The organism is Nocardiopsis deserti, assembly GCF_008638355.1.
Lineage (GTDB): Bacteria > Actinomycetota > Actinomycetes > Streptosporangiales > Streptosporangiaceae > Nocardiopsis > Nocardiopsis alborubida.
Genome location: NZ_VWVS01000015.1, coordinates 79275 through 105209 on the forward strand (window position 1 = coordinate 79275; position 25935 = coordinate 105209).

Below are 25935 nucleotides of genomic sequence, written 5' to 3' on the forward strand. Positions count from 1 at the left end.
GCGGGCGGGCCGCCGCCCGCCCCAGCACCCACATCCACGACGCACCCCAGGGAGCGGACATGACCGTCACCGAGCCCACCCCGGCCACGACACCGATCGACCAGGCCGTCGTCCTCGACCCGATCGAGGAGGCCGTCGCCGAGTTCGCCGCGGGGCGGGCCATCGTGGTGGTGGACGACGAGGACCGCGAGAACGAGGGCGACATCATCTTCGCCGCCGAGCTCGCCACGCCCGAACTCCTGGCGTTCATGATCCGCCACACCTCCGGCGTGGTGTGCGTCCCCCTGGAGGGCGAGGACCTGGACCGCCTCGACCTGCCGCTGATGACCGCGCGCAACGAGGAGAGCCTGCGCACCGCCTACACGGTCACCGTGGACGCGCGCGAGGGCGTCACCACGGGGATCTCCGCCGCCGACCGGGCCCGCACCATCCGCCTGCTGGCCGCGGAGGGCAGCCGCCCCGCCGACTTCGTGCGCCCCGGCCACGTCCTGCCGCTGCGCGCCCGCCCGGGCGGCGTGCTGGCCCGGCGCGGACACACCGAGGCCTCCGTCGACTTCGCCCGCCTGGCCGGTCTGCGCCCCGCGGGCGTGCTCGCCGAGGTCGTCAACGACGACGGCACCATGGCCCGCCTGCCGCGGCTGCGCGCGTTCGCCGACGAGCACGGCCTCAAGCTGGTCTCGGTCGAGCAGCTCGCCGCGTACCGGGAGGCCCTGGGCGAGGCGCTCACCGACGCCGAGGCCCACCCGCCGCTGGTCACCCGCGTGGTCGAGACGCGCATGCCCAACAGGTACGGCCAGTGGCGCGCGGTCGGGTACCGGGGCGCCGCCGACGGCGCCGAGCACGTCGCGCTGGTGTACGGGGACCTGACCGACGGCACGGACGTCCTGGCGCGCCTGCACTCGGAGTGCCTCACCGGCGACGCGTTCGGCTCCCACCGCTGCGACTGCGGCGCCCAGCTGGACGCCGCCATGGCCGACATCGCCGAGGAGGGGCGCGGGGTGGTCGTCTACCTGGGCGGCCACGAGGGCCGGGGGATCGGCCTGCTGCACAAGCTGAGCGCCTACAGCCTCCAGGACGAGGGGGCGGACACCGTGGACGCCAACCTGCGCCTGGGCCTGCCCGCCGACGCGCGCGAGTTCGGAGCCGGGGCGCAGATCCTGACCGACCTGGGCGTGTCGTCGGTGCGGTTGCTGACCAACAACCCCGCCAAGGCCGAGGGTCTGGAGCACCACGGGGTGCGGGTCAAGGAGCGGGTGGCGATGCCCTCCTTCGTCACCGAGGACAACATCGACTACCTGCGCACCAAGCGCGACCGCATGGGCCACGACCTGACCGGCGTCGTCCGCTGACCCCGGCCTCCCGGCGCGGCCGACCGGCAGCCCCGCGCGCGGCGCTCCCCGGGGCCGCCCCCGGTGGGCGCGGCGGCCCGGGCCCCGCGCAACCCGTTCGTACAGAAAGCAGGAACCCATGAGTGGTGAAGGACGCCCCGACAGCAACGGTGTCGACGCCTCGGGGGTGTCGGTGGGCATCGTCGTGACCCGCTGGAACGCGGGCGTGGTCCAGCCGATGCTCACCAGAGCGCTGGAGGTGGTGAGGTCCTCGGGTGCGGTCGAGCCCGCCGTGGTGGAGGTGGCCGGGGCGGTCGAGATCCCGGTGGTCGCCCAGGAGCTGGCCCGCAAGCACGACGCCGTGATCGCCCTGGGCGCGGTCATCCGCGGGGGCACCCCGCACTTCGACTACGTGTGCCAGTCGGTCACCCACGGCCTGACCGAGGTGGCTCTGCGCCACTCCACCCCCGTGGGCAACGGCGTGCTCACCTGTGACACTCTGGAACAGGCGCTCGACCGCGCCGGACTGCCGGGGAGCGCCGAGGACAAGGGCGCCGAGGCCGCGCTGGCCGCCCTGGACACGGCGGTGGTCCTGCGCGGGCTGCGCCGCTGATCCGGCCCGGTGGCGCGCACGGTGACGATGGTGGACCGCCCGCACACGCGGGCGGCCGAAGAGGTGTTGTGCGCGGGGACGCGGTCCGGACGCGGTGAGCCGAGGGACCGCGGCGAACACGGTCCAGAAGTGGAGCAGTTGGTGCGGACGAGGGAACAGCCCGTGGACGACGAGGCGTCGAGGCAGGCGGTGCTGCCCAGGACGTGGCGGCCCCGGTCGGTGCGGTGGGTCGCCTACGGCCTGGCGCTGTTGATCGTGGCGACCCTGGCGGTCCTGGCCGCGATCCTGCCGGGGAGCTGGGGGGTCATGGACCGGGTCCTGATGGTGGGGCTGGGCCTGGCCATCGCGGCCGCCCTGCACCTGCTGGCCAGGCCGCGGCTGGTGGCCACGGAGGAGGGTGTGACGGTGGTCAACAGCATCCGCACCCACGTGCTGTCCTGGGCGGAGGTCGTGGACATGCGGATGCCCGAGGGCGAACCCTGGCCCTCGGCGGACCTGTCCGACGGTACGACCCTGGCGGTGATGGCCATCCAGAGCGCCGACGGCGAGAGCGCCCGGCTCGGCCTGGAGGAGTTCCGCGCGCTGCTGCACGCGCGCGGCGAGGGCCGCGAGCCGGGCCGCTCGTAGGAACCTCCGGAGGGAGCCGCCGAATTCCTGGGGATCGGTGGCTCCCGAGTGTTGTGCGGGGCACATAGTTTGGTACCGAGAGCCATCGACGGAACGTGGAAGAGGTACCGCGTGCGCGACATCCGAGCGGCCGTGTCCGACCTGTACGCGTCGGGCGAGACGTTCGCGCTGGCCACCGTGATCGACACCTACAAGAGCGCGCCCCGCGACGCCGGGGCGGCGATGCTGGTCAGCGCCTCGGGGGAGGTCGTCGGCAGCGTGTCCGGCGGCTGCGTGGAGGGCGCGGTCTACGAGGAGGCCCTGGAGGTCATCCGCACGGGGGTCCCCGTGCGCCGCACCTACGGGGTCAGCGACGACGACGCCTTCAGCGTCGGCCTGACCTGCGGCGGAACACTGCACATGTTCGTCGAGCCGATCAGCCGGGCCGTCTATCCCCAGCTGGGTTCGGTGATCGGCGCGATCGACGAGCACCAGCCGGTCGCCGTGGCCACCATCGTCTCCGACCCCTCCGACCCGGGCCGGGTGGGGCGGCGCCGCGTGGTCTGGCCCGGCCACGCCGAGGGCGACCTGGGCAGCGACAGGCTGGCCGACGCCCTGGACGACGACGTGCGCGGCATGCTCGCCCAGGGCAGTACGGGCCTGCTGCGGTACGGCACCGACGGGCAGCGGCGCGGGGACGAGCTGGAGGTGTTCGTGCAGTCCTTCGCGCCCGCGCCCCGCATGCTGGTGTTCGGCGCGATCGACTTCGCGGCGGCCGTCGCCGACCTGGGCACCTATCTGGGCTACCGGGTGACGGTGTGCGACGCCCGGCCGGTGTTCGCGACGGCCAAGCGCTTCCCCACCGCCGAGGAGGTGGTGGTCAAGTGGCCGCACGTGTTCCTGGACGAGATCGCCGACCAGATCGACGAGCGCACGGCCATCTGCGTGCTCACCCACGACCCCAAGTTCGACGTGCCGGTGCTCAGCGCGGCCCTGCGCACCCGTGCCGGGTACATCGGCGCGATGGGGTCCCGGCGCACCCACGAGGACCGGCTGGAGCGGCTGCGCGAGGCCGGGGTGGGGGAGGCCGGGCTGGCGCGCCTGCACTCGCCGATCGGCCTGGACCTGGGGGCGCGCACCCCGGAGGAGACGGCGGTGTCGATCGCCGCGGAGCTGGTGCAGGCCCGGTGGGGCGGCAGCGGCCGGGCCCTGCGCGAGACCAGTGGCCGAATCCACCACGAAACACCGGGTAAACCCCTGGTTCCGGCCGGATTCGGCCACCGTGTGAAGTGAACCGAAACCCGTCCGGCCCTGGAGTGCCTGGTCACGGCGGGTCCCCGGGGGCGCTCGCGGAACACGTCCGGACGGGCTGCGTCAGGTCGCCCATCCTCCGCGCCCGTGCGTGGCATTATCACGTCATGGGTACTGGGGGGCAGGAGCAGGGCAGGGAGCGGACGCGTACGGGCCCGGTGGCGGGCCTGCTGTTGGCCGCGGGTTCGGGGAGCAGACTCGGGCGCCCCAAGGCGCTGGTCGAGGTGGGCGGCGAACGCCTGGTCGACCGCGGCGTGCGCACGCTGACCGCGGGCGGCTGCGCCCCCGTCATGGTGGTGCTGGGCGCCGCCGACACCCCGGTGCGCGGCGCCCACACGGTGCACAACCCCGACTGGCGGACCGGCATGGGGTCCTCGGTGCGCGCCGGGATCGACGCCCTGCCCGACACGGTCGACGCCGTGCTGATCGCGCTGGCCGACCAGCCCCTGGTCACCCCCGAGGCGGTGCACCGCCTGGTGGAGGCGCACGAGCAGGGCGCCCGCGCCGCGGTGGCCACCTACCACGGCAACCAGCGCAACCCCGTGCTGCTGGGCCGCGAGCACTGGTCGACGGCCTACGCCATGGCCGTGCACGACGTGGGGGCGCGCCCGTTCCTGCGCGCGTACTCCCATCTGGTCACTGCCGTGGCCTGCGACGACATCGCCAGTCCGGAGGACATCGACACGGCGGAGGACCTGGAGCGGCTCAGCGACGTGCTGGGCAGGGAGCCCTCCGGCTCGGGCTGAGCCCCCGTGGCGCGGGCCGTGTCCGGTGCGCGCGGCCCCCGCGCGGCTGACCTTCCGTGGGCCGCGTCGCCGGATCGCCCGACCGCTGGCCCTCCCCGCGCGGCCGGGCCCGCGGTTCGAGTCACGAACGCGGTGCGCGCTGGTGCGTCGGCGCCCGGACTCAGGCCAGGGGCTCGGCGAGGATGCCGAACACGTGCGCGGTCGACTCCCCCGGGGCGAGCACGATCAGGTCGGTGCCGGTGGCCAGCGCGTTGGCCGGGCAGGTCATGGGCTCGGCGGCCAGGTGGGCCCGGTGGTCGTCCCCGCCGAGGGTGTCCGCGCTGAACAGCTGCAACCAGCCGAAGCTGCGGTCGCACCACAGCGACACCCGGTGCTCCGGGCCGCTCGCCCGCACCCACGCGCGCCCGTCGGCGTCCCGCTCCAACGCGGAGAAGGCGGTGTCCAGGACGGTGCCGCCCAGCTGGCGGCCCGGCGTGCGGAAGTCGAAGTCGCCGCCGTCCACGGGTACGGGGTCTCCCACGGGCAGCATCTGCCCGTCCACCGGCTGCCGGATGCCGGCGGTGACCTCCAGCGCGAACTCGCCGCGCGCGGCCAGCGCCGACACCGGCTCGCCCAGGGTCAGGTAGGGGTGGAAGCCCAGCCCGAACGGCGCGGGGGAGTCTCCCCGGTTGCGGGCGGTGGTGGCGACCGTCAGCCCGTCGGCGGTGAGCCGGTAGGCGACGGTCATCTCCAGGGGGAAGGGGAAGCCGGGGCCGCCCCCGAAGTCCAGCCGCAGTTCGGCCGCGTCCTCGGACACCGTCTCCGGCGTCCACGTCCGGTCGTGGACCAGGCCGTGGATGGCCGTGCCCGTCGCCGGGTCGTTGGGCTCCGGGCGGTGTTCGACCCCGTCGAAGCGGTAGCCGTTCTCGGTCACGCGGTTGGGCCACGGCGCCAGCACCTGGCCCTGGAAGGCCTTGGGGCCGTCACCGTCGTAGGGCCAGACCACGTCGCGGCCGCGCCAGGTGAGTGCCCGCAGCCCCGCTCCCGTGCGGTCGACGCGCGCTCGGTACTCTCCCGAACGCAGCTCGATCACCTCACCCACCTGACACCTGCTTCCCCGTCGTCGCCGTGCGTCCGTGTGCCGAACCGGGCGATCATAGCCCACGCGCCCTGTCGGGGGGACACCGTGGGACATGTGACGCGTGTGACGGAAGTTGTTCAGGAGGAGTGGAGGCGGTGTGCGGCGACCGCCGACACCCACAGCATGGCGGTGACAGCTCCGACGGCGAGGGTCACAGAGCCGTACTGGCCGCCGGTCATCGCCCAGCCGTTGCCGACCAGCAGCGCGGTGCCCGCGACACGGGAGGCGGCGGCCGCGCCCCGGTGGCCTGTGCGGCTGTAGTGGTGCCCCAGTACGTAGCAGGCGGCGATCAGCGCGACGAAGGAGACCGATCCGGCGGCCATGTGGCCGTAGCCGTGCCAGGTGAGTTCCTCGGGCATCCCGGCGGGGGTGCCGGCGGGGAAGCCGTTGGCCGGGTCCATGACGAGGAGTCCCGCCGCGATCATGCCGAGGCCGTTGACCAGGACCAGCCGTGGTGCCCACGTACCGCCGGGGGCGCCGCGCAGGGACTGGCGTAGCCCGAGGGCCCCGGCGGCGGTCAGGGCGCCCGCGACCAGGAAGTTCGCGATCTGGAGCCAGCCGAGGTCGCCGGTGCTGAGCGCGCTCAGCGGGTGCCGGGTCAGGTCGAAGCCCTCCCGGGTGGCGGCCTGCGCCAGGGAGACGGCGGACCACAGGGGCGCCGCGAGGGCCGCACCGGCGAGCAGCGCGCGGGTGGTGCCCACGGTGGCGCGGTGGAGACGGGGCGCGGTGGTGGCGGTGGCGGGAGTGTGGGTGGCGGTCATGGCCGGGGCCTCTCTCGTGTTCTGTGCTTCTCCTTCCCACGTCGCTAAGGCGATGTGACAGGGAATGGTCGCGTTCCCTGTCACATCACCCCGTTCGACGTGTATCCGAAGGCAACGAAACGAGACGAAGGAGCACACCGTGCGCTTCCTGATGACCACCCGCCCCACCGAGAACGCCCGCGACGACGAGGGCCTGTACGCCGAGATGGCCGCGTTCGTGGAGGAGCTCACCGCCTCCGGAGTCCTGCTGGCTACCGGAGGGCTGGAGCCCGGCGGCACCCGGGTGGTCTCCGCCGACGACGAGATCACCGTGACCGACGGCCCGTTCACCGAGGCCAGGGAGGCCGTGGCCGGGTTCGCCCTGGTCGAGGTCCGCTCCCGTGAGGAGGCCCTTGAGGTCGCCCGTCGCTTCCGCCGCATCGTCGGCGACGGCGAGAGCGTCATCCAGCAGGTCTTCGGCCCCTGACCGGTCGCGGCGTCGGCCGGGTTGCGCACGCGCCCGGCCGGTGCTGTCATCGTCGGTGTGACCGATGTCCACCGCACCGTCGACGCGGTCTGGAAGCTGGAGTCGGCGCGGATCGTCGCCTCGCTCACCCGGATCGCGCACGACGTCGGCGCCGCCGAGGAGTGCGCCCAGGACGCCCTCGTCGCCGCCCTGGAGCAGTGGCCGCGCGAGGGGGTTCCCGACAACCCCGGCGCCTGGCTCATGACCGCCGCCAAGCGCCGCGTCCTGGACCGCCTGCGCCGGGAGCAGCGCCTGGAGCGCAAGCACGAGGAGATCGCCCACGAGCTGGAGCGCCGCCCCGAGGACGCACCCGCCCCGGACGATGACGTCCTGCGCCTGCTGTTCGTCACCTGCCACCCGGTGCTGCCCACTCCGGAGAGGGTCGCGCTGACCCTGCGCCTGGTGGCCGGGCTGAGCACCGGGGAGATCGCCCGCGCCTTCCTCACCGGGGAGAAGCGCATCGCCCAGCGCGTCGCGCGGGCCAAACGGCTGCTCGCCGAGGGGGGCGTGGCCTTCGGCCTGCCCGCCGGGCGGGAGCTGGCCGAACGCCTCTCCTCCGTCCTCGGCGTCGTCTACCTGGTCTTCAACGAGGGCTACGTGGCGACCTCGGGCGAGGACCTGATGCGCCCCGGCCTGTGCCTGGAGGCGCTGCGGCTGGGCCGCACCCTGGCCGAACTGGTGCCGCACGAGGCCGAGGCGCACGGCCTGGTGGCGCTGATGGAGCTCCAGCAGTCCCGGGCCGGGGCCCGGATCGGCCCCTCCGGCGAGATCGTCCAATTGCACGAGCAGAACCGGGGCCGCTGGGACCCTCTGCTGGTGCGCCGGGGCTTCGCCGCCATGCTGCGCGCCCGCGACGCGGGCGGCCCGCCCGGCCCGTACGTGCTCCAGGCGGCCGTCGCCGTGTGCCACGCCCAGGCCACCACCGCGCAGGACACCGACTGGGCCCGTATCGCGGCCATCTACGACCAACTGGTCGTCCAACTGCCCACCCCGGTCGTGCGCCTGAACCGGGCCGTGGCGGTCGGCAGGGCGCGCGGGCCCGGCGAGGGACTGGCCCTGGTCGACGAGCTGGCGGGGGACCCGGTCCTGCGCGACTACCACCTGTTGCCCGGCGTGCGCGGCGACCTGCTCCTGCGGCTGGGCCGGGCCGCCGAGGCGCGGCGGGAGTTCGAGCGCGCCGCCGTGCTGGCCGCGAACGCCGCCGAACGCGCCTTCCTGTCGCGCCGGGCCGAGGAGATCGCGGTCCCAGAGGCGGCCGGGCCCGACCTGGGCGGAACGGCCCGGGAGTTCCTGGGCCGTGACGACCTGGACCCCGAGACGCTGCGCTCCTACGGTCAGACCCTGGACCGGTTGTGCCGCTCACTGGGGGAGGGACTGCCCCTGGCCGACCTGACCCCCGAACGGGTGGCGGGCGTGTTCGCCACCGCCTGGGGCGGTGCGGCCCCGCGCACGTGGAACCGGCACAGGTCGACCGTGTGCTCCTTCGGCGCCTGGGCAGGGCTGGAGGACCTCGCGGCGGACCTGGAACGGCGCGGCGAGACCCGTTCCCCGCACGTTCCGCTCGACCCCGAGACCGTGGCGCGCCTGTGCGACGGGGAGGGTTTCGCGCTGCGCGAGCGTGTGCTGTGGCGGCTGCTGCACGAGTCCGGTGCCCGGGTGAAGTTCGTGCTGGCGCTCAACGTGGAGGACCTGGACCTGGAGGACCGCCGCGCGCGGGCGGGCGACGGCTGGGTGGGCTGGCGGTCGGGGACCGCCCGGCTGCTGCCCTCGCTCGTGGCGGGGCGCGACCGGGGGCCGCTCTTCCTGGCCGACCGGCGTCCGGGACCGGCGCGGCGTCCCGCCACGGCCGACCTGTGTCCGCTGACGGGGCGCGGGCGCCTGTCCTACCCGCGGGCGGAGTACCTGTTCAAGCAGGCCACGCGCTCCCTGGACCCGGCCGGGCGGGGTTACACCCTGAGCAGGCTCCGGCCCTGAGCGCGGCCGCGCGGGCGTGGCCGGGCGGGGCCCGCTCTCCGCGGCCCCGGCCGGCCCACTAGGCGAGCAGGCCGTCCAGGGGGATCAGCACGCCCGAGCCCAGTGCCAGCAGGCCCGTGGACAGCAGCACCACCACCATGAACAGCGTTCCCACCACGGCCAGGCGGAAGGCCCCCAGGCGCCGACGGGCCCGCGAGGTGGGCTTCCTGCTGGCCGCGGAGCGGCCCAGCGCCACCAGCAGCACCGACAGCAGCACCGGCAGCCACCACGCGGCGCCGACGCCGCCGGGCAGCAGGCCGGTGACGGCCCCGGTGACCTCCGACAGCCAGCCCAGGACCGCGCCGTCGCTGGCGTCCAGCAGCCCGGTGTAGGCCGAGGTCACGAACTCGCTCTCGGGGTAGAACCCCTCCTGCGGGCGCACCACGCGGCCCAGCCCGTCCAGGAGCCCGAGCAGCGCCGCGGGGTAGGCGAACCGGCGGCACTTGCCCGCCTTCATCGCCCGCTGGATCTGGCCCATGGTCTTGTCGGCCCGGCGCCTGCGGCGTTCCTGTTCCCGGGGGTCGAGCGAGGGGTCCTGCGTTCCCGCGGGGTTGTAGGGGTGCGGCGCGGTCGGGTCCTCCGGGCGGCCGGGTGCGGAGGGCCCGGCGGCGCGCCTGCGGACTCCGGCCGCCTTCTCACGGACCTGCGACCAGCGCTCACCGGCCGAACCGGCCAGCGACGCCCAGCGGTCCTGGCGGCGCGCCCTGCCGTCGGCGCGCTCGCGCTCGGCGATCCCGCCGCCCACCCGGGCCGCCTCGGGCAGCAGGAGCACCGCCGTGATCAGGGCACCCCGGGTGGCCAGGGCGTCGCGGCCGTTGGCGTCGCGCAGGGCCAGGCGCCGCTGCTCCACCCACCACGGGGCGTGCGGGGCGGCGGTCCGCTGGCGCGGGTGCCAGGACTGGCGGCGCAGCAGCGACCGGCTCCGGGACGCGGTGTCGGGGAGCAGGACCAGTTCGACCGCCCTGGCCCAGGCGGTGTCGGTCTCGTGGGTGTCCGGGCGCCGGGGCGCGTCGGGGCCCGAGCCGACCAGCCGGTCGACGTTCTCGGACACCTTGCGCATGATCAGGGGCACCTCGTGCTGGACGCGCTCCAGCAGGGCGCACCGCCCCGAACCGCCCGAGCGGCAGGCCGGGTGCGGGCACCAGTGCTGGGCGCCCAGCCCCACCGCGCCCGAGGTCACGGCCTCGCGCACCACCGCGTGGCGGCTGGCGTCGCCGGTGGCCAGGTCCAGCAGCCCGTCGGCGCTGATCTCGTGGCCGCGGAAGCGCGGCGGCATCCCGGGCACGTACCGGGCGGCCAGCGCGCTGATCGCCACGTGCGCCTGTTCTGGGTGGGCGTCCAGGCCGGTCAGGTAGGCGCGGTCGAAGGTGTAGTCGTTGACCTCGCGGTCCAGCCAGCTGCGCAGCTGCGACCAGTGGGTGCGCAGCCACATGGCGCCGGTCTCGGAGCGGTCGAGCAGGTCGAAGGCCAGGCTTGGCGGGTCCTCGTGGCTGGTTCCGGCGAACTCGATGGGGCGCAGGCGGCTCACCGCGCGGATCCGCGGGCGCTCGCCCGCCAGCCACTGCACGACCTCGTCGTAGCCCCAGCGGGCCGACGGGGCGAGCGCGAGCAGGCCGCGGGCCAGCAGGCGCCAGCGCTCGTCGGTGATCGCGGAGATGTCCACCTCGGTGTTGCGGGCGGTCAGCCAGTTGCCGCCGCGCTCGGGGCGGCGTCCGGCCACCAGCTCGTGCACGATCACGCCCAGGGACCACCAGGCCGCGGGCGCCTCGCGGCGGCCCTCGACGACCTCCGGTGCGGCGTAGTCCTCGGTGACCGCCAGTCCGCCGTAGACGCGGCTCATGGTGGCGCGCACGGCGCCGCCGAAGTCGGTGAGCGCCACGACCGGCGGGTCCAGGGACCGCACCAGCAGGTTCTCGGGTTTGACGTCGGTGTGGTTGTGCTGGAGCTCGTCCTGCCAGTGGTGCAGGCACTCGGCGACGGCGGAGACCACGGCGCGGGCGCGGTCGTCCGGCAGCGGGGCCTGGTCGATGAGCGCGCGCAGCGAGCCGTGGGAGAAGTACTCCTGGGCCTCCCAGGCGAGGTCCTCGCCCCAGGAGCTGGCGGCGGTGCCGTACCCCTGGATGGCGGGGGTGTGCGGTGAGGCGGTGCCGCGGGCGCGCAGGCGGTCGAGGAGTTCGCGGTTGATGTCGTGGCCGGGCCGGTACACCTTGAGCGCGAGCCTGCGCCCGGGGGCGTCGGTGGGCTCGGCCAGGTAGACGACGGCCTCGCCGCCCGCGCCGATGTGGTCGAGCACGCGGTAGCGGCGGCGCAGTTCGGCGGGGACGGCGTAGTCGAGGTCGCTCGCGGGGCCGACCACCACGCGCGAGACCAGGCGGGCCATCCAGTCCAGGAGCGGGCCGAACAGGGTCCGCCACCAGGGGGCGCGGCCGTCGACGCGGCCGTCGCCCGGGATGGTGCGGGCGGGACGCGTCCCCGGGGCCCCGGCGGCTGTGCGGGTGGCGTCGGCCTGACCGGCGCCGGGCAGGACGCTGGTGCGGTCCGCGGCCGGGGAGGACACACGGGTGGGTCCGGTGTCGTCCCCCGGGGCTGTCCCCGGGCGGAACACACGGGTGGCCCAGCGCGTGCGTCCCGCACGCGTGCGGTCCTCACCGGGACCGATGCGTGTGGTGGGCGCGGTGGGTTCGATCCGCTGGGTCGGCGCGTTCTCGTCACCGGGGTCGGGCGTGACCATCGGGGTCGGAGCCATCCTTCGGATAGGCGTTCGTGTCGTGGGCCTGCGGGGGAACGAGGGTCCCTCCAGGGTAGGTCCGCGCGGCGCGGTTCGCGCGCCGTCGACCCGGGCCCCGGTGCGGGTTCCTCGACGTAGCCCCCCGTTCCCTTTGACTCCCCGCGGGCGCGTGGAGTTCCACCCGGGGTGCGGAACGGTGCGTGTGGGACCGGACACGGGACGAAGCGGGCGGTGCCGTCGCCCTCCGCCCGCTCAGTGCCGCCTGCTCAGTGCCGCCCGCGCGGGGCCGCGCCCCCGCCGCACGAGGGCACGGACCTGTCCGAGGTCCTCAGTGCCGTCCGCGCGGGGTCACGCCGAGCTTCTCGCAGGCCTCCTGGTACATGCGCACGACCTCGGCGCGGATCTGGGCGCGCTCGGTGAGCGGTCGCGCCCACGGCACGCGCACGGCGTGCTCGGCCCTGTCCACGGTGACCGCGTAGTCGCCGCCGTCGCCGTCCAGGCCCGTCATGCGCGCGGCGGTGGCCTCGGGCCGACCGCCCAGCGCGCGGCAGATGAGCAGGGTGTCCTCGGGGTGGTCGCCGTTCATGTGGGCGGTGACGGCGGCGACGACCTCGGGGGAGAAGGAGCTGGACGGGGGCACGGGACCTCCTGGTCGGCGGGTGGCGCGCACGCGTGACACGAGCGGGGGGAGGGCTGTGCGCCCTCCCCCCGCTGACGATATCCGAGCGGCCCCGAAGGTGATGACGGTGTGTCGTCAAAACTTCCGGGAGGCCGCTTCGCCCCGCCCGTTCCCCCGTCCCGTCCGGCCCGGAGTCCGCCCGGCCGTCACGGGTGCGCTCAGGCCTGGCGGGTGAACTCGGCGTCGATGTCGATGGTGATCTTGTCGCCGACGACCACACCGCCGCCGTCCATCGGCATCTCGATGTCCACGCCGAACTCCTTGCGGCTGATCTGCGTGGAGCCGGTGAAGCCGGCGCGGTTGAGACCGTAGGGGTCGATGGTGGAGCCGTTGAACTCCAGCGCGATCTCGATGGGGCGGGTGTTGCCCTTGATGCTCAGCTCGCCCCGCAGGACGAAGTCCTCGCCCTTGGCGACGGCACCGGTGGAGCGGAAGGTGAACTCCGGGTGCTCCTCGACGTTGAAGAAGTCGGCGGAGCGGATGTGGTTGTCGCGGTCACCGTTGTCGGTGTTGATCGAGCTGGCGTCGATGGTGGCCTCGACGGACGCCTGGGTGGGGTCCTCGGGCACCGTCAGCGTGGCGTCGAACTTCTCGAAGCGCCCGCGGACCTTGCTGACCATCATGTGGCGTACGGAGAAGCCGACCACGCTGTGGGCGGTGTCGATCTTCCAGGTTCCGGCCTGAAGTTCCTGCGCTGCCATGGTGTCTCCCTGTCGGGTCGGTGGACCCGGGGGTCGGGCCCATTCGCTGAGGTGTAACAAGGCATCTTAGAAGAATCTTCCTTGGAAGAGGAGTTTAGGCAATGCCGGGCTCTCGTGCAAGGCGTTATTCCGCCGCGCGTCGTCGTGGGACTCGGCGGTGTGGCGAAGCGGAGGTTTCGGACACGCCGCTACGATGGGCCGCATGGAGAACGCCGGGTGGCTCGACGCCGGAGAACAGCACGTCTGGCGTGGTTTCCTCAGGATGAACGCCTGGGTCTACGACGAGCTGGAGAAGGACCTGCGCGCCCGTACCGGGCTCTCGCTCATCGAGTACGGCATCCTCGTGCACCTGTCCGAGGCCGAGGGGCAGCGCATGCGCATGCGGGTGCTCGCCGACAGCGTCATCGTGTCCAAGAGCAGGCTCTCCCACCAGGTCGCACGGCTCGAACGCGGCGGCTACGTGCACCGGGAGCACTGCGACGACGACCGCCGCGGGCTGTGGGCCGTGCTCAGCGAGAAGGGCTCCCTCCTCCTGCGCCAGGCCGCGCCCGGACACGCCACGCGCGTGCGCTCGCTGATCTTCGACCGCCTCAGCGGGGAGCAGGTCGCCCAGCTCGGCTCGATCATCGGGGCGCTGGAGGGCGGCGGGGCCGACCGGCGGGGATAAGGGTCCGCGCGTGCTGTACCCGTGGGTGCGAGCGTTTCGTGGGCCCGAATCCTCGGGGCAGGCCGGGACCCGGGTGCGCGTCGTCCGATCCGTGGCCCTTCGCGAGTGCGCGATACGGGTCCCGCGCCCCACCGGTAGAGTCGGTGCACGTGAGCAGACCATCCATCATCGGCGCCCAGAACTTCCGCGACGACGACGGCAGCGTCGATCCCGAGGTCGAGGCACGCCTGCGCGAACACGCGTCGGGTGAGACGGGCGACCGCCAGGTGCTGGCCGCGCTCAGCGGAACCCGCGTGCTCATCCCCGTGGTCGCCGTGGCCACCGAGACCGAGGAGGGCGCCGGCGGGCTCACCAGGGACAAGAACAGCGAGGTCGCCGTCCCGATCATGACCGGCAGGGACGGGCGGCGCGGCATGCTCGCCTTCACCTCCGTGGACGCGGTCCGCCGCTGGCGCCCGGACGCGCGCCCCGTCCCCTTCACCGTCAGGGACGCCTGCCAGGCGGCCCTGGAGGAGGAGGCGGACGCGCTGGTGCTCGACGTGGCCGGCCCCGTGCCCTACACCGTGCAGGGCCCCTTCCTCAGCATGCTCGCCGAGAGCGGCGCCGTGCCCGAGCCCAAGGACGACCCGCAGGTCCTCGGGCTCATCTACCAGATCACCCGGACCGAGTTCGGCATCGAGCGCGTCCGCATCCACCCCTCCGAGCGCGGCGAGATCGGCATCCGCCTCGAACTCGACGAGCGCGACGACGAGGTCCTGCGCCGCGTGGCCGAGAGGCTCACCGCCGAACTGCGGTACGTGCTGCCCGGGGGTATCGAACTGAGCGCCGTCGTGCGCGCCCGGCGCGACGACGCGTCCCCGAGCGGGCCCGGGGCCGCCGACCAGGGTTGACTCCGTCCCGGGCGCTTCCGGCCGGCCAGGGGCCCCGCGGGCCCCGACCGCCGCGCGCCTTCGTCCCGCGCACGCCCCGTGCTGGAGCGCGGTGCCACGGCGTTCGCGGGCGTGGAGTTTTCCACAGGCCAAGCCGGGCGGTGTCGCCACGGGCCCCGGAAGGGTAGCTTCCCACCATGCCCACCCCCTCGACACTCCTCCTCCACCCGCACCTGTGGACGGTCACCGTCGCCGTCCTGCTCGCCCTGCTCGGAGCGGTGGTGGGCCAGGTCAACGGCCGTATCGTCCACCTCTTCGGCCCCGCCGGCCCGCCGCGGACACCCGCCTCCCGCAGCTCGCTCACACCCCGCGCCGACCGGCACGTCCAGCCCGCGCGCGACGACGCCACCACGGTCCCCGACACCGGCGAGGACGTGCGAGGCGAGCGCCGGCTCCCACCGGAGGACGACGACGAGGGCCCGCCGCCGCCCCGCTGTCCCCACTGCCGCGCCGAGCTGCGCTTCCTGCGCTGGTTCCCCGCCGTGGAGGCCCGGACGTTCCGAAGACGGGGGGCCTGCCCCCACTGCGAGCAGGTCATCCGATCCCACCCCGCGGTCGTCGTCGTGACCGCCGCGCTCTTCGGCTGCGTCGGCCTGTGGGCCACCCTCCAACCCGACTGGTGCCCCTTCGGCGTGCTGGCCGTGCTCTGGCTGACCGCCGTCGGCGTGCCGTTGGCCGTCATCGACCTGCGGGTCATGCGCCTGCCCGACGCAGTCGTCCTCCCCGCCTACCCGGTCGCCGCGGCCCTGATCGGGATGGCCGTCCTGCTGCCCCCCGAGGGCCCCGACACCGGCCGGGCCGCGGGGGCGCTCGCCAGCATGGTCCTGGTCACGGTGCTGTACTGGCTGCTGTGGCGGGTACACAGCGCGGGGCTGGGGTTCGGCGACGTCAAGCTCTCCGGGCTCACCGCGCTGTACGCGGGGTGGGCGGCGGGGACCTTCGGCGCGCTGGTCGCCGTGTTCTGGGCCTTCGCGGCCTTCTCCCTGGTGGGGATCGTGCTCATGGCGCTGCGAAGGCTCACCCGCAGGGACCCCTTCCCCCTCGGCCCGTTCATGCTCGCCGCCGCGCTGGCCACCGTCCTGGCGGGAGGAGCGCTGTTTCCACAACCCTGAACCCGGGGGCGCCACCGCACACCGATCCGTGAAAGGATCGTGCACATGTTGCGTTGGCTGACCGCGGGGGAGTCCCACGGGCCCGCACTCGTCGCGATTCTGGAGGGCCTCCCGGCCGGTGTGTCCGTCACCTCTGACGACATCGCCGCCGCGTTGCTCCGCCGCCGCGCCGGGTACGGCCGGGGTGCCCGGATGAAGTTCGAGAAGGACCAGGTCTCCGTGATCGGGGGCATTCGCCACGGCCGCACCCAGGGGGGCCCGGTCGCGGTCGAGGTCGGGAACACCGAGTGGCCCAAGTGGGAGAAGGTGATGTCGCCCGACCCCGTGCCCGCCGAGGAACTGGAGAGCGTGGCGCGCAACGCGCCGCTCACCCGGCCCCGCCCCGGCCACGCCGACCTGGTCGGCATGCAGAAGTACGGCCACGAGGAGTCGCGGCCGATCCTGGAGCGCGCCAGCGCCCGCGAGACCGCCGCCCGCGTCGCGATCGGCGAGGTGGCGCGCCAGTTCTGCCGCCAGGCCCTGGGCGTGGAGATCCTGAGCCACGTGGTGTCCATGGGGCCCGTGGCGGTGCCCGAGGACGCGCCGGAGCCGCGCCCGGAGGACCTGGCCGCGATCGACGCCGACCCGCTGCGCTGCTTCGACGCCCAGACCAGCGCCCGCATGGTCGAGGAGGTCGACGACACCAAGAAGTCCGGTGACACCCTCGGCGGCGTGGTCGAGGTGCTGGCCTACGGCCTGCCGCCCGGCCTGGGCAGCCACGTGCACTGGGACCGGCGCCTGGACGCGCGCCTGGCCGGTGCGCTCATGGGCATCCAGGCGATCAAGGGCGTGGAGGTCGGCGACGGCTTCCGCACCGCCGCCCGCCGCGGTTCCGCGGCCCACGACGAGATCGAACCCGGTCCGGACGGCGTGCGCCGCCGCACCAACCGCGCCGGAGGCGTCGAGGGCGGGATGACCACCGGCGACCCGCTGCGCGTGCGCGCGGCGATGAAGCCCATCGCGACGGTACCCAGGGCGCTGGACACCATCGACGTCGAGACCGGCGAGCCCGCGCAGGCCAACCACCAGCGCAGCGACGTCACCGCCGTCCCGGCCGCCGGTGTGGTCGCCGAGGCGATGGTCGCCCTGGTGCTCGCCGAGGCCGCCGTCGAGAAGTTCGGCGGCGACTCGGTCGCCGAGACGGCGCGCAACCTCAAGGGCTACCTGGACGCGCTGACCATCCGCTGACCTTCGGCCCCGGCCCGGCCCCGGCCCCGGCCCCGGCCCGGGCGCCCGGTTGCCGGGGCGGTTGTCCACAGGGGCGCCTTCGGGGCTGGCGGGGCACGGACGGAAGGGGCCACACTGGGGTCGGGGGCGCACGACGCGCCTGTGAGCGACGAGGTCGCCGAACCCGAGCACGGAGGCGGACCGGACACCCGCACCAGCGGCGTGGCCCGGCCTGTGGACGACCTCGTCCTCCCCGAACCCGCGTGTCCGAGGTCTGCTAGACAGGAAGACGCACGTAACAGGGCGGTACCTCCCGCGCACGCGGGGAAGGGACCCACGGATCACCTAGGCAGGCAGAGCGTGGCAAAAGCGATCGCGGTGCTCATCGGTTCACCCGGATCGGGCAAGTCCACCGTCGGTGAGGCCCTGGCCGGGCGTCTGGGCGCCGACCTGTTGTGCACCGACACCGAGGTCGAGAAGCGCGCGGGCAAGCCCATCGGCGACATCTTCGTCGAGGACGGCGAGGAGCGCTTCCGCGCCCTGGAGCGCGAGGTCGTCGCCGAGGGCCTGCGCGCCTGGGAGGGCGTGATCGCCGTCGGCGGCGGCGCGGTCCTGGACGAGGACACCCAGCGCGACCTGGCCGAGCACCACGTGGTCTACCTCCAGGTGGAGTTCGGCGAGGCCGCCAAGCGCGTGGGCATGGACGTCGCCCGCCCCCTGCTCGCGGGCAATCCCCGCACCCGGCTGCGCCAACTGCTCAACGAGCGCCTGCCCGTCTACGAGCGCCTGGCCACCGTCACCGTCGAGACGACCGGTTACCACCCCGAAGAGATCGTCGACGCCATCCTGCCCTCGCTGGCCGGACAGGACTCCGGAAAGGCTCAGCAGTGACCGCGACCCGGATCGGTGTGGGCGACTCCACCGGCCGCTACGACGTGGTGGTCGGCAGCGGGGTCCTCTCCGAACTCCCCTCCCTGGTCGGCGACGCCGCCCAGGTGGCCGTCATCCACCCCCAGAGCCTGGACGGGATCGCCCGTCCCGTGGTCGGCGCCCTGGAGGCCGCCGGTTACCGGGCGCACTCCATGCCCGTTCCGGACGGCGAGGCCGCCAAGACCGCCGCCGTCGCCGCCGACCTGTGGTCCCGGCTCGGGCAGCGGGGCTTCACCCGCAGCGACGCCGTCGTCGGCGTCGGCGGGGGAGCCGCCACCGACCTGGCCGGGTTCGTCGCCGCCACCTGGCTGCGCGGCGTGCGCTCCGTCCTGGTGCCCACCACCCTGCTCGGCATGGTCGACGCCGCCGTCGGCGGCAAGACCGGCATCAACACTCCCGAGGGCAAGAACCTCGTCGGCGCCTTCCACCCCCCGGCCGGGGTCCTGTGTGACCTCGCCACCCTGCCGAGCCTCCCCCGGGCCGACTACATCGGCGGCCTGGCCGAGATCGTCAAGGCCGGGTTCATCGACGACCCCGTCATCTGCGACCTGGTCGAGGACGACCCCGAGGGCGCGGCCGCACCCGAGGGCAGGCACACCCGCGAGCTCATCGAGCGCGCCATCCGGGTCAAGGCCGACGTCGTCTCCGGCGACCTGCGGGAGAGCGGCCGCCGCGAGATCCTCAACTACGGCCACACCCTGGGCCACGCGATCGAGCGCGCCGAGAACTACACCTTCCGGCACGGCTACGCGGTCTCCATCGGCATGGTCTACGCCGCCGAACTCGCCCGCCTGGACGGCCGTGTGGGCGACGACCTGGTCCAACGCCACCGCTCACTGCTCTCCTCGGTCGGCCTGCCCGTCTCCTACGCCCCCGGGGCCTGGCCCGAGCTGCGCGCCGCCATGAGTGTGGACAAGAAGGCCCGCGGGGCCACCCTGCGCTTCGTCGTCCTGGACGGCCTGGCGCGGCCCGCCATCCTCAGCGGCCCCGCCCCCGAACTGCTGGACGAGGCGTACCGCGCGGTCACTGGCGACACCCGGGTTCCGCGAAGCCACTAGACTGCACACAGGCGACGTGCGCACCGGCGCGCCCGGGGAGCTCCCCGAGGTGCCCGTGCCCGGCCCCACCGAACACCGACCGGGCCCCGCGAGGGCCGGTCCCCGACGTGTCAGACCCCTTGGAGAGACGACCGAAGTGGCCACGACGAACGACATCAAGAACGGCACGACCCTGCGGCTCGACGGCGGCGTCCTCTGGAACGTCCTGGAGTTCCAGCACGTCAAGCCGGGCAAGGGCGGCGCGTTCGTCCGTACCAAGCTGAAGAACGTCCTCACGGGCAAGATCGTCGACAGGACCTTCAACGCCGGGTCCAAGGTCGAGTTCGCCAACGTCGACCGCCGCGAGATGGAGTACCTCTACCACGACGGCGAGTCCTTCATCTTCATGGACACCCAGACCTACGACCAGATCCCGGTCCCGGAGGCCGTCGTCGGCGACGGCAAGAACTTCATGCTGGAGAACACCAAGGCCACCGTGGCCACCAACGAGGGCAACCCCCTCTACATCGAGCTGCCCCCCGCCGTCGAGCTGGAGATCACCCAGACCGACCCGGGCGTCCAGGGCGACCGCTCCACCGGCGGCACCAAGCCCGCCACCGTCCAGACCGGCGCCACCATCCAGGTGCCCCTGTTCATCACCACCGGCGAGCGCGTCAAGGTCGACACCCGCACGGGTGACTACCTCGGGCGAGTCAACTGATGAGCGGAGCACGGCGCAAGGCGCGGCGGCGCGCGGTCGAGGTCCTCTACGAGGCCGAGGTGCGCGCCACCTCGGTGGAGGACGTCATCCGGCGCCGACGGGCCCAGCCCGAACCGCCGATCAACGACTTCACCGAGAGTCTGGCCCGCTCGGTCGACGAGCGGCGCGAGCGCATCGACGAGCTCCTGGACACCTACGCCATCGGCTGGACCCTGGAGCGCATGCCGGTCGTGGACCGCAACATCCTGCGGATGGGCGCCTACGAACTGCTGTGGGCCGACGACATCCCGGACGGCGTGGCGATCGCCGAGGCGGTCGGCGTGGCCAAGGAGCTGTCCACCGACGAGTCCCCCAACTTCGTCAGCGGACTCCTGTCCAGGCTGATGGAGAACAAGTCGACGCTCTCGCTCTAGGGAGTGGCGGCACATCGGCGCTCGGAGGACCGCCGGGGCAACGTGGATTGAGGGAACGCAGGTGACTGACAGGACCAGCGTGGCCGCGGGCGGCGGCCTCGGCGCGAGCGGGGCGACCGGACCGGGGCGGGCCGCCAACGCGGCCCGGACCGCGGTCGTGTGGGACGCCCTCGTCGGACTGCTGGACCGGCTCGGGGACGGACCCCTGGAGATCGTCGACGCGGGCGGGGGTACCGGCGGAGCCGCCGTCCCCCTGGCCGAACTCGGCCACCGGGTGACCGTGGTCGAGCCCAGCCCCGACTCGCTCGCGGCCCTGGAGCGCCGCGCCGCGGAGCGGGGGGTGTCCGTACGCGGGGTCCAGGGGGAGACCCGCGACCTGGCCTCCCTGTTCGCACCGGGCAGCGCCGACCTCGTCCTGGTGCACAACGTGCTGGAGTACGTGGACGACCCGGCCGCGGCGCTGCGCGACGTGGTCGGCACCACCCGCGAGGGCGGTGCGGTGAGCCTGCTGGTCACCAACGCGGTCGCCGGCGCCCTGCACCGCGCGCTGGCCGGGCACATCACCGAGGCCCACCACCTGCTCGGCGACCCCGACGGCCGCTGGGGCGAGGGGGACCCGATGCCGCGCCGTTTCACCCGTCAGCAGGTCCTGGAGCTGATCGGCCGGGCCGGGCTGTCCGGGGAGAGCGTCCGCGGCGTCCGCGCGTTCGCCGACCTCGTGCCCGGGCACGCCTGGGAGGGCGACGCCCACGCCGGGCAGCACCTGGTGGAGCTGGAGAGGGCCGCCGCCGAGCACCCCGAGCTGATCGGCGTCGCCACCCAGCTGCACGTCGTCGCACACCGCTCCTGAACCCCGGTGCCGGGGGACGGGGTTCCCCCGGCACGGCATAACCTGGCTGTATGAGCCGACGCCAACTGGAACGCGGCGCCGCGATGCGGGGCATGGTCTCCCCGGAGGGCATCGCCGCGCTGGACGCGGACTTCCCCGCGGACGGCTCCGGACCGGACGGCGACTGCCACATCCTGCACCTGGACATGGACGCCTTCTTCGCGAGCGTGGAGCAACTGCGCCACCCCGAGGCGCGCGGGCGTCCCGTCATCGTGGGCGGCACCGGCCCGCGCAGCGTGGTCTCCTCCGCCGACTACCTCGCCCGCGCGCACGGCGTGCACTCGGCGATGCCCATGGCGCGGGCCCTGCGCCTGTGCCCGGAGGCCCTGGTCTTCCCGCCCGACGGCCGCGCCTACCGCCAGGCGTCGGAGGCCGTCATGGACATCCTGCGCTCGGTGACGCCGCTGGTGCAGCCGCTCTCCCTGGACGAGGCCTTCCTGGACGTGTCCGGCGCGCGCCGCCGCCTGGGCGGGCCGGTGCGCATCGCCGCGATGATCCGCGAGCGGGTACGCCGGGAACAGCGCCTGACCTGCTCCGTGGGCGTGGCCGCCACCCGCTTCACCGCCAAGCTCGGCTCCACGCACTGCAAGCCCGACGGCCTGCTCCTGGTGCCCACCGCCCGCGTGCGCGACTTCCTGGACCCGCTGCCGGTCGGGGCGCTGCCCGGAGTGGGGGACCGGACCGAGCGGACCCTGGCCCGGCTGGGCGTGCGCACGGTCGGCCAGCTGGCCCGCTACGAGCCGGACCTGCTGCGCATGGAGCTGGGCGACAAGGCCGGAACCCGCCTGGCCGAGCTGTCCCGGGGCGTGGACACGAGCCCGGTCGTGCCCGAGTCGCCGGACAAGAGCATCGGCTCGGAGGAGACCTTCGACGAGGACGTGACCGACCCCGGGGTGGTGGACCGCGAGCTGCTGAGGCTGGCCGAGAAGGTCGGGCGCCGCCTGAGGGCCTCGGGGCAGGCGGGACGCACGGTGAGCGTGAAGCTGCGCCGCGGCGACTTCTCCACCATCACCCGGTCGCGAACCCTGCCCGAGGGCACCGACGTGGCCCGCGAGATCAGCGCCGTCGCCCGCGAGCTGTACACCGCCTCCGGGTTGCGGGGGGTGCCGCTGCGCCTGGTGGGAGTGCGGGTGGAGGGGGTCATTCCGGTGGAGCAGGTGCACCGCCAGTTGGCGCTGGGGGAGGAGGAATCGGGTTGGAGGGATGTTGAACGGGTTATGGATCGCGTAACGGCACGTTTCGGGCCGGGCGCGATACAGTCGGCCGTGTTGGCCAAGCGTGACGAAAACGACGTATGATGCGGCAACTTCCGGGGCCCTCGGAGCGTTCCCAAGGGTAGGACCGGAATGAGGGTAGAAGAGAGGCATGGAAGCCGGTGTTTCCGATACAGGGCGAGGGTATCGTGGCCTGTGGTGGTCAGGTACGCACGCAGCTTTTCTTTCCACCGGGCGCTAGCTCATCGTATTCTGGGCATACCACTGACCAAGAGACTGTTCTTCAGTACCCGTCACCCCAACCGGGGACTGCCGTAGGGAGGCGCCGTGCCGCTCTCTGAACACGAGCAGCGCATGCTCGACCAGATCGAGCGGGCGCTGTATGCCGAGGACCCGAAGTTCGCGAACACCGTTCGGCAAACGAACCCCGCGGTCCATTACAAGCGCTGGATCATCAAGGCCGGACTCGGTTTCGTCGTCGGTATCGTGCTGCTGATGACGGGGTTGATGCTCCAGTCCACAGTCGCCCAGGTCGCCATCAGCGTCCTCGGTTTCCTCGTCATGCTGCTGTGCTTCCTGTGGGGTGCCAACGCCTGGCGCAAGGCCTCGGGGGGCGGCGGTGCCGACCAGGGCACCGTGGCGGCGGAGCCCAAGCAGAAGCGTCGGGGCGGCAGCCGTCCCGGCATGATGAATCGTTTCGAGGAGCGCTGGCGCCGTCGCCAGGAGGGCGAGGAGTAGGACCCCGGTCCCGCACCCCGCGGCGGTCGCGCTCGGCCGTACCCCGTCGGCGGGGATCCCGCAGGGGATCCGTGCCGGACACGCAGTTCCCCGTGGTGGGCCCCGCACAGTGGTGCGGGGCCCACCACGTTTTTCGTCCGGGCACCGAGAGCGGTGGTCCCGCCGGAAGAACACCGGACCCAGCGGCGAGGGCCGCTGACCTGCTGACCTGCTGACCGGACACCGAGCCCTACCGCCGGGTGGATCGGCGCCCGGCCTCGACGTAGAGGGGCCGGCGGGCAGGGCCTGCCCTGGCCTCCGTGCGGGAGGCGGACGAGTACCCCGTACGAGGGGTCCGCACACGGACCGGAGCGCGGCGTGGACCGGGACCCGTCCCGCGGCGGGGACCCGGCCGGTACCGCTGGTGCGGAGACCAGGGATTCACCGGTCCGCCTCGTGCACCGTGATCTTGTACCCGTAGCGAGGCCCGAGTGCCGACATCGGCTATAAGTACAAGATCATCGCAGGTCAGGGCCCTTGCGTCACGCCAACAACACTTCTGGTCAGTCCACTACGACGTCACGGGCTCGGGGGCGACGGCGCGGCGCGGTCGGTGCCACGGGGCCAGCGACCGGGGCAGCAGCACCGCGCGCAGGCGCGCTCCCGCCCCGACCACCCCGGTCAGCCCCGCCAGGGCCGTCCGCAGGTCCGCGCGCAGCCCCTCCGGAGCCTGGGGCGAGGGCGCGTAGCGCGCCTGCTCCTCGGCCAGGGCCAGCCGCCGCAGCGCCGCCGCGGCCTCCGGCGGCACCGGGCCCGGAGCGGCCCCCGACATCAGCCCCACCGGGGCCGCCTCGGGCCGCGGCCCCGGACCGGAACCGGCCAGGCGTTCGGCCGTGGCACGCGGGCTCTCCGCCAGCGACCACGTACCACCCAGGTCCAGGCAGGTGTCCCGCAGCTCCCGCCACGCGGTGTGCGCGCCCCCGGTGCCCGTCCCCCGTCCGCCGCCGGGCAGCGCCGCCGTCCGGGACCAGCGGGTCAGGGCGCGCACCAGCGCGGGCAGCGCCAACAGCAGCAGCACGCCCGCGACGGCGCCCGCCACGGGCAGCCACGACAGGTCCGGGCCGTCCTGCGCGCCGCCGCCCGGAGCCGCCACCGACGAGGACGGCTCGTCCCCGGGCTCCTCCTCAGGAGCATCACTGGGCTCCTCGGCCTCCGCGGAGGCCTCGTCCTCCGCGGCCTCCGACTCCTCGGGGGAGGGGGCCTCCGTCTCCTGCGCGGCGCCGTCGGGGGCCTCGGCGCCCTCCTGCCCGCCCCGGGAGTAGTCGGGCACCGACGCCGACCCCTGCCCCCCGGCAGAGGACGGGGTCGGTTCGAACCGCACCCAGCCCGCGCCCTCGAAGTACAGCTCCGGCCAGGCGTGGGCGTCGCCCACGGACACCGCCCAGCGGTTGTCTCCCTGGCGTTCGCCCGCGGTGTAGCCCACCGCCACCCGCGCCGGGATGTCCACCTGCCGGGCCATGACCGCCATCGCCCCCGCGAACTGCTCGCAGTAGCCCACCTGGTCCTCGAACAGGAAGTAGGCGAGGGGGTCGGCGCCGTCGGGCACCGCGGGCGGGGACAGGTCGTAGGTGAACGCGCCCCCCGTGAAGTGGTCCTGGATCGCCACCGCCCGCTCGTAGGGGGTGCGGGCGTCCTCGGTCAGCTGCTCGGCCAGCTCCCGGACCCGCGGGTCCAGCCCGCTGGGCAGGTCGCGGAAGTCGCCCGGCAGCGACCGCGGGCTGCCGCTGTCGGCCAGTTCCTCGGCCGACGGCTCCCGGTCCACGGTCTCCACGGTGAAGCTCAGCCCCGTGGGCGCGCTCTCGGTGGTGAACACCATGTGGCTGGCGGGGTCGGCGTACCACTCCCCGGCCACGTCCACCGTCCGCGCCCAGTACGGCAGCGGCAGGAAGTCGATCCCGGGCGAGTCCGAGTCCATCGAGATCCGCGTGGTCGCAGCGTCGCCGGAGGAGTCCGAGCCCCACCCGGTGGGCGGCGGCAGCTCCCCGTCGACCAGGGTGTCGCCCGAGGCGTTCACCGGCGTCATCGTCCAGTTCGCGCCGTCGAACTCGTCCAGCACGTACGTGCGCAGGTAGTCGGGCTGCTCGGCGTCGGTCCGGTAGGTCAGCACCGTGCGGTCGGAGGAGGCGGCCAGTTCGCGCCGCAGCGAGACCAGCGGGTGCGTGGTGGTGATGAGGTCCCCGCCGGTGCCGATGTAGGTGCCGTCGGCCATGGTGTGGAGCACGTCGGTGCGCAGCGACGGCACCGCGAGCGGCACCGTCAGCGCCAGCAGCACCGCGGCGGCCGAGGCCAGCGACACCGTCGCCGTCCTGCGCACCGCGCTCAGCACCCGGGCCGAGGAGTCGTGGCCGTCCGGGACGCGCACGCCCCATTCGCGGCCGCGCACCCACACGTCCACCGCGAGCAGCAGCAGGAAGCCCACGGCGCCGCTGACCGCGGGCAGCCAGCCCAGTCCGGCGTCGTCCACGATCAGCGGGACCGTCATCAGCACGGCCACCAGGACGCCGACCATCCCGGGGCAGCGCGCGGTCACCGCGAGGAAGTCCGCGATGATCGCGAACAGGACGAACACCAGCGCGATGATCAGCATGATCCCGGCGGTGGAGGAGACCGGGGGCGCGCTGGCGTTGACCGTCTCCAGGCCCTCGTCGAACACCCGCAGCAGGTGCGCCGCCACGTCACCGGAGGGCAGCAGTCCCAGGGGCGCGACGTGCCCGGCGAACAGCGGCGTCATCAGCAGCGCCGCCACCAGCACCTGGAGGAACGGCACCGGGAAGGAGCCCCAGCCGCTGAGGCGGTACAGCGCGGACACCCCGCCCACCGCCACCGTCATCACGAGGGCCGGGACCCACCAGGTCTCGCCCCGTACGAGGCTGCCCAGCAGCGGCAGCGCCATCAGCAGGCAGACCAGGGTGGCCAGGGGCATCAGTGC

The 25935-nt window shown here is 74.0% G+C and carries 24 protein-coding genes; 18 read left to right on the forward strand and 6 right to left on the reverse strand.

Going from position 1 to position 25935, the window contains the following annotated elements:
• Positions 1-59: 59 nt before the first annotated feature.
• The 5 genes from FYW99_RS20385 to FYW99_RS20405 all read left to right on the forward strand — a co-directional run bounded on the left by FYW99_RS20385 (position 60) and on the right by FYW99_RS20405 (position 4604).
• The gene (locus tag FYW99_RS20385) at positions 60-1349 is read left to right on the forward strand and encodes a bifunctional 3,4-dihydroxy-2-butanone-4-phosphate synthase/GTP cyclohydrolase II (protein WP_150253642.1); all 1290 of its coding nucleotides are present in this window, start codon (positions 60-62) and stop codon (positions 1347-1349) included.
• A 118-nt stretch (positions 1350-1467) separates the two neighbouring features.
• Positions 1468-1941 (forward strand): 6,7-dimethyl-8-ribityllumazine synthase, encoded by a 474-nt coding sequence (gene ribH, locus FYW99_RS20390; RefSeq protein WP_150253643.1) that lies wholly within the window; start codon positions 1468-1470, stop codon positions 1939-1941.
• 162 nt (positions 1942-2103) lie between these two features.
• Complete coding sequence (locus tag FYW99_RS20395; RefSeq protein WP_150253822.1) at positions 2104-2568, forward strand: PH domain-containing protein; 465 nt, start codon at positions 2104-2106, stop codon at positions 2566-2568.
• A 111-nt stretch (positions 2569-2679) separates the two neighbouring features.
• Positions 2680-3840, forward strand: coding sequence for an XdhC family protein (locus tag FYW99_RS20400; protein WP_150253644.1), 1161 nt, complete (start codon positions 2680-2682; stop codon positions 3838-3840).
• A 176-nt stretch (positions 3841-4016) separates the two neighbouring features.
• Positions 4017-4604, forward strand: a complete 588-nt coding sequence (locus FYW99_RS20405) for a nucleotidyltransferase family protein (protein WP_061078457.1) — start codon at positions 4017-4019, stop codon at positions 4602-4604.
• Between the two features lie 160 nt (positions 4605-4764).
• Here the strand turns inward: FYW99_RS20405 and FYW99_RS20410 are convergent, their stop codons facing one another.
• Together FYW99_RS20410 and FYW99_RS20415 are read right to left on the reverse strand one after the other, a co-directional pair.
• Complete coding sequence (locus FYW99_RS20410) at positions 4765-5685, reverse strand: aldose 1-epimerase family protein (RefSeq protein ID WP_150253645.1); 921 nt, start codon at positions 5683-5685, stop codon at positions 4765-4767.
• A gap of 116 nt (positions 5686-5801) precedes the next feature.
• Positions 5802-6485 carry a DUF998 domain-containing protein gene (locus FYW99_RS20415; protein ID WP_150253646.1) on the reverse strand — a complete coding sequence of 228 codons (684 nt, stop codon included), beginning with the start codon at positions 6483-6485 and terminating at the stop codon, positions 5802-5804.
• 139 nt (positions 6486-6624) lie between these two features.
• Here FYW99_RS20415 and FYW99_RS20420 point away from each other — a divergent pair, with 139 nt between their 5' ends.
• Positions 6625-6951, forward strand: coding sequence for a YciI family protein (locus tag FYW99_RS20420; RefSeq protein ID WP_150253647.1), 327 nt, complete (start codon positions 6625-6627; stop codon positions 6949-6951).
• A 57-nt stretch (positions 6952-7008) separates the two neighbouring features.
• Positions 7009-8964, forward strand: a complete 1956-nt coding sequence (locus tag FYW99_RS20425; RefSeq protein WP_150253648.1) for a sigma-70 family RNA polymerase sigma factor — start codon at positions 7009-7011, stop codon at positions 8962-8964.
• 58 nt (positions 8965-9022) lie between these two features.
• On the opposite strand, the gene FYW99_RS20430 is transcribed toward FYW99_RS20425, so the two are convergent.
• The 3 genes from FYW99_RS20430 to FYW99_RS20440 form a co-directional block, all read right to left on the reverse strand.
• Positions 9023-11734 (reverse strand): protein kinase domain-containing protein, encoded by a 2712-nt coding sequence (locus FYW99_RS20430; protein ID WP_150253823.1) that lies wholly within the window; start codon positions 11732-11734, stop codon positions 9023-9025.
• 325 nt (positions 11735-12059) lie between these two features.
• A complete protein-coding gene (locus tag FYW99_RS20435; protein ID WP_150253649.1) occupies positions 12060-12371 on the reverse strand; it encodes a DUF2470 domain-containing protein in 312 nt (103 codons plus the stop codon).
• Positions 12372-12568: 197 nt separating this feature from the next.
• Entirely contained in the window at positions 12569-13111 is a 543-nt protein-coding gene (locus FYW99_RS20440; protein WP_017565713.1) for a YceI family protein, read from the reverse strand.
• Positions 13112-13313: 202 nt separating this feature from the next.
• Here FYW99_RS20440 and FYW99_RS20445 point away from each other — a divergent pair, with 202 nt between their 5' ends.
• The 11 genes from FYW99_RS20445 (at position 13314) to FYW99_RS20495 (ending at position 22967) form a co-directional block, all read left to right on the forward strand.
• Positions 13314-13778, forward strand: a complete 465-nt coding sequence (locus FYW99_RS20445; protein ID WP_150253650.1) for a MarR family winged helix-turn-helix transcriptional regulator — start codon at positions 13314-13316, stop codon at positions 13776-13778.
• A 149-nt stretch (positions 13779-13927) separates the two neighbouring features.
• Positions 13928-14668 carry an SseB family protein gene (locus FYW99_RS20450; RefSeq protein WP_150253651.1) on the forward strand — a complete coding sequence of 247 codons (741 nt, stop codon included), beginning with the start codon at positions 13928-13930 and terminating at the stop codon, positions 14666-14668.
• Positions 14669-14844: 176 nt separating this feature from the next.
• Positions 14845-15819 carry a prepilin peptidase gene (locus FYW99_RS20455; RefSeq protein ID WP_150253652.1) on the forward strand — a complete coding sequence of 325 codons (975 nt, stop codon included), beginning with the start codon at positions 14845-14847 and terminating at the stop codon, positions 15817-15819.
• A 45-nt stretch (positions 15820-15864) separates the two neighbouring features.
• Positions 15865-17046: a chorismate synthase gene (gene aroC / locus FYW99_RS20460; protein WP_061078462.1), complete on the forward strand. Its 1182-nt coding sequence runs from the start codon at positions 15865-15867 to the stop codon at positions 17044-17046.
• A gap of 357 nt (positions 17047-17403) precedes the next feature.
• Entirely contained in the window at positions 17404-17916 is a 513-nt protein-coding gene (locus FYW99_RS20465; RefSeq protein WP_150253824.1) for a shikimate kinase, read from the forward strand.
• A complete protein-coding gene (gene aroB, locus FYW99_RS20470) occupies positions 17913-19013 on the forward strand; it encodes a 3-dehydroquinate synthase (RefSeq protein ID WP_150253653.1) in 1101 nt (366 codons plus the stop codon). The genes FYW99_RS20465 and aroB overlap by 4 nt, the downstream gene beginning before the upstream one ends.
• A gap of 136 nt (positions 19014-19149) precedes the next feature.
• Positions 19150-19713 (forward strand): elongation factor P, encoded by a 564-nt coding sequence (gene efp / locus FYW99_RS20475; RefSeq protein WP_150253654.1) that lies wholly within the window; start codon positions 19150-19152, stop codon positions 19711-19713.
• Positions 19713-20126, forward strand: coding sequence for a transcription antitermination factor NusB (gene nusB / locus FYW99_RS20480; protein ID WP_013151931.1), 414 nt, complete (start codon positions 19713-19715; stop codon positions 20124-20126). Before efp ends, nusB begins: the two co-directional genes overlap by 1 nt.
• A gap of 61 nt (positions 20127-20187) precedes the next feature.
• Positions 20188-20976: a methyltransferase domain-containing protein gene (locus FYW99_RS20485; protein ID WP_150253655.1), complete on the forward strand. Its 789-nt coding sequence runs from the start codon at positions 20188-20190 to the stop codon at positions 20974-20976.
• Between the two features lie 83 nt (positions 20977-21059).
• Positions 21060-22313: a DNA polymerase IV gene (gene dinB / locus FYW99_RS20490; RefSeq protein WP_150253825.1), complete on the forward strand. Its 1254-nt coding sequence runs from the start codon at positions 21060-21062 to the stop codon at positions 22311-22313.
• A 243-nt stretch (positions 22314-22556) separates the two neighbouring features.
• A complete protein-coding gene (locus tag FYW99_RS20495; protein ID WP_150253656.1) occupies positions 22557-22967 on the forward strand; it encodes a DUF3040 domain-containing protein in 411 nt (136 codons plus the stop codon).
• A gap of 550 nt (positions 22968-23517) precedes the next feature.
• Here the strand turns inward: FYW99_RS20495 and FYW99_RS20500 are convergent.
• Positions 23518-25929 (reverse strand): transglutaminase TgpA family protein, encoded by a 2412-nt coding sequence (locus tag FYW99_RS20500; RefSeq protein WP_150253826.1) that lies wholly within the window; start codon positions 25927-25929, stop codon positions 23518-23520.
• Positions 25930-25935 lie beyond the last annotated feature (6 nt).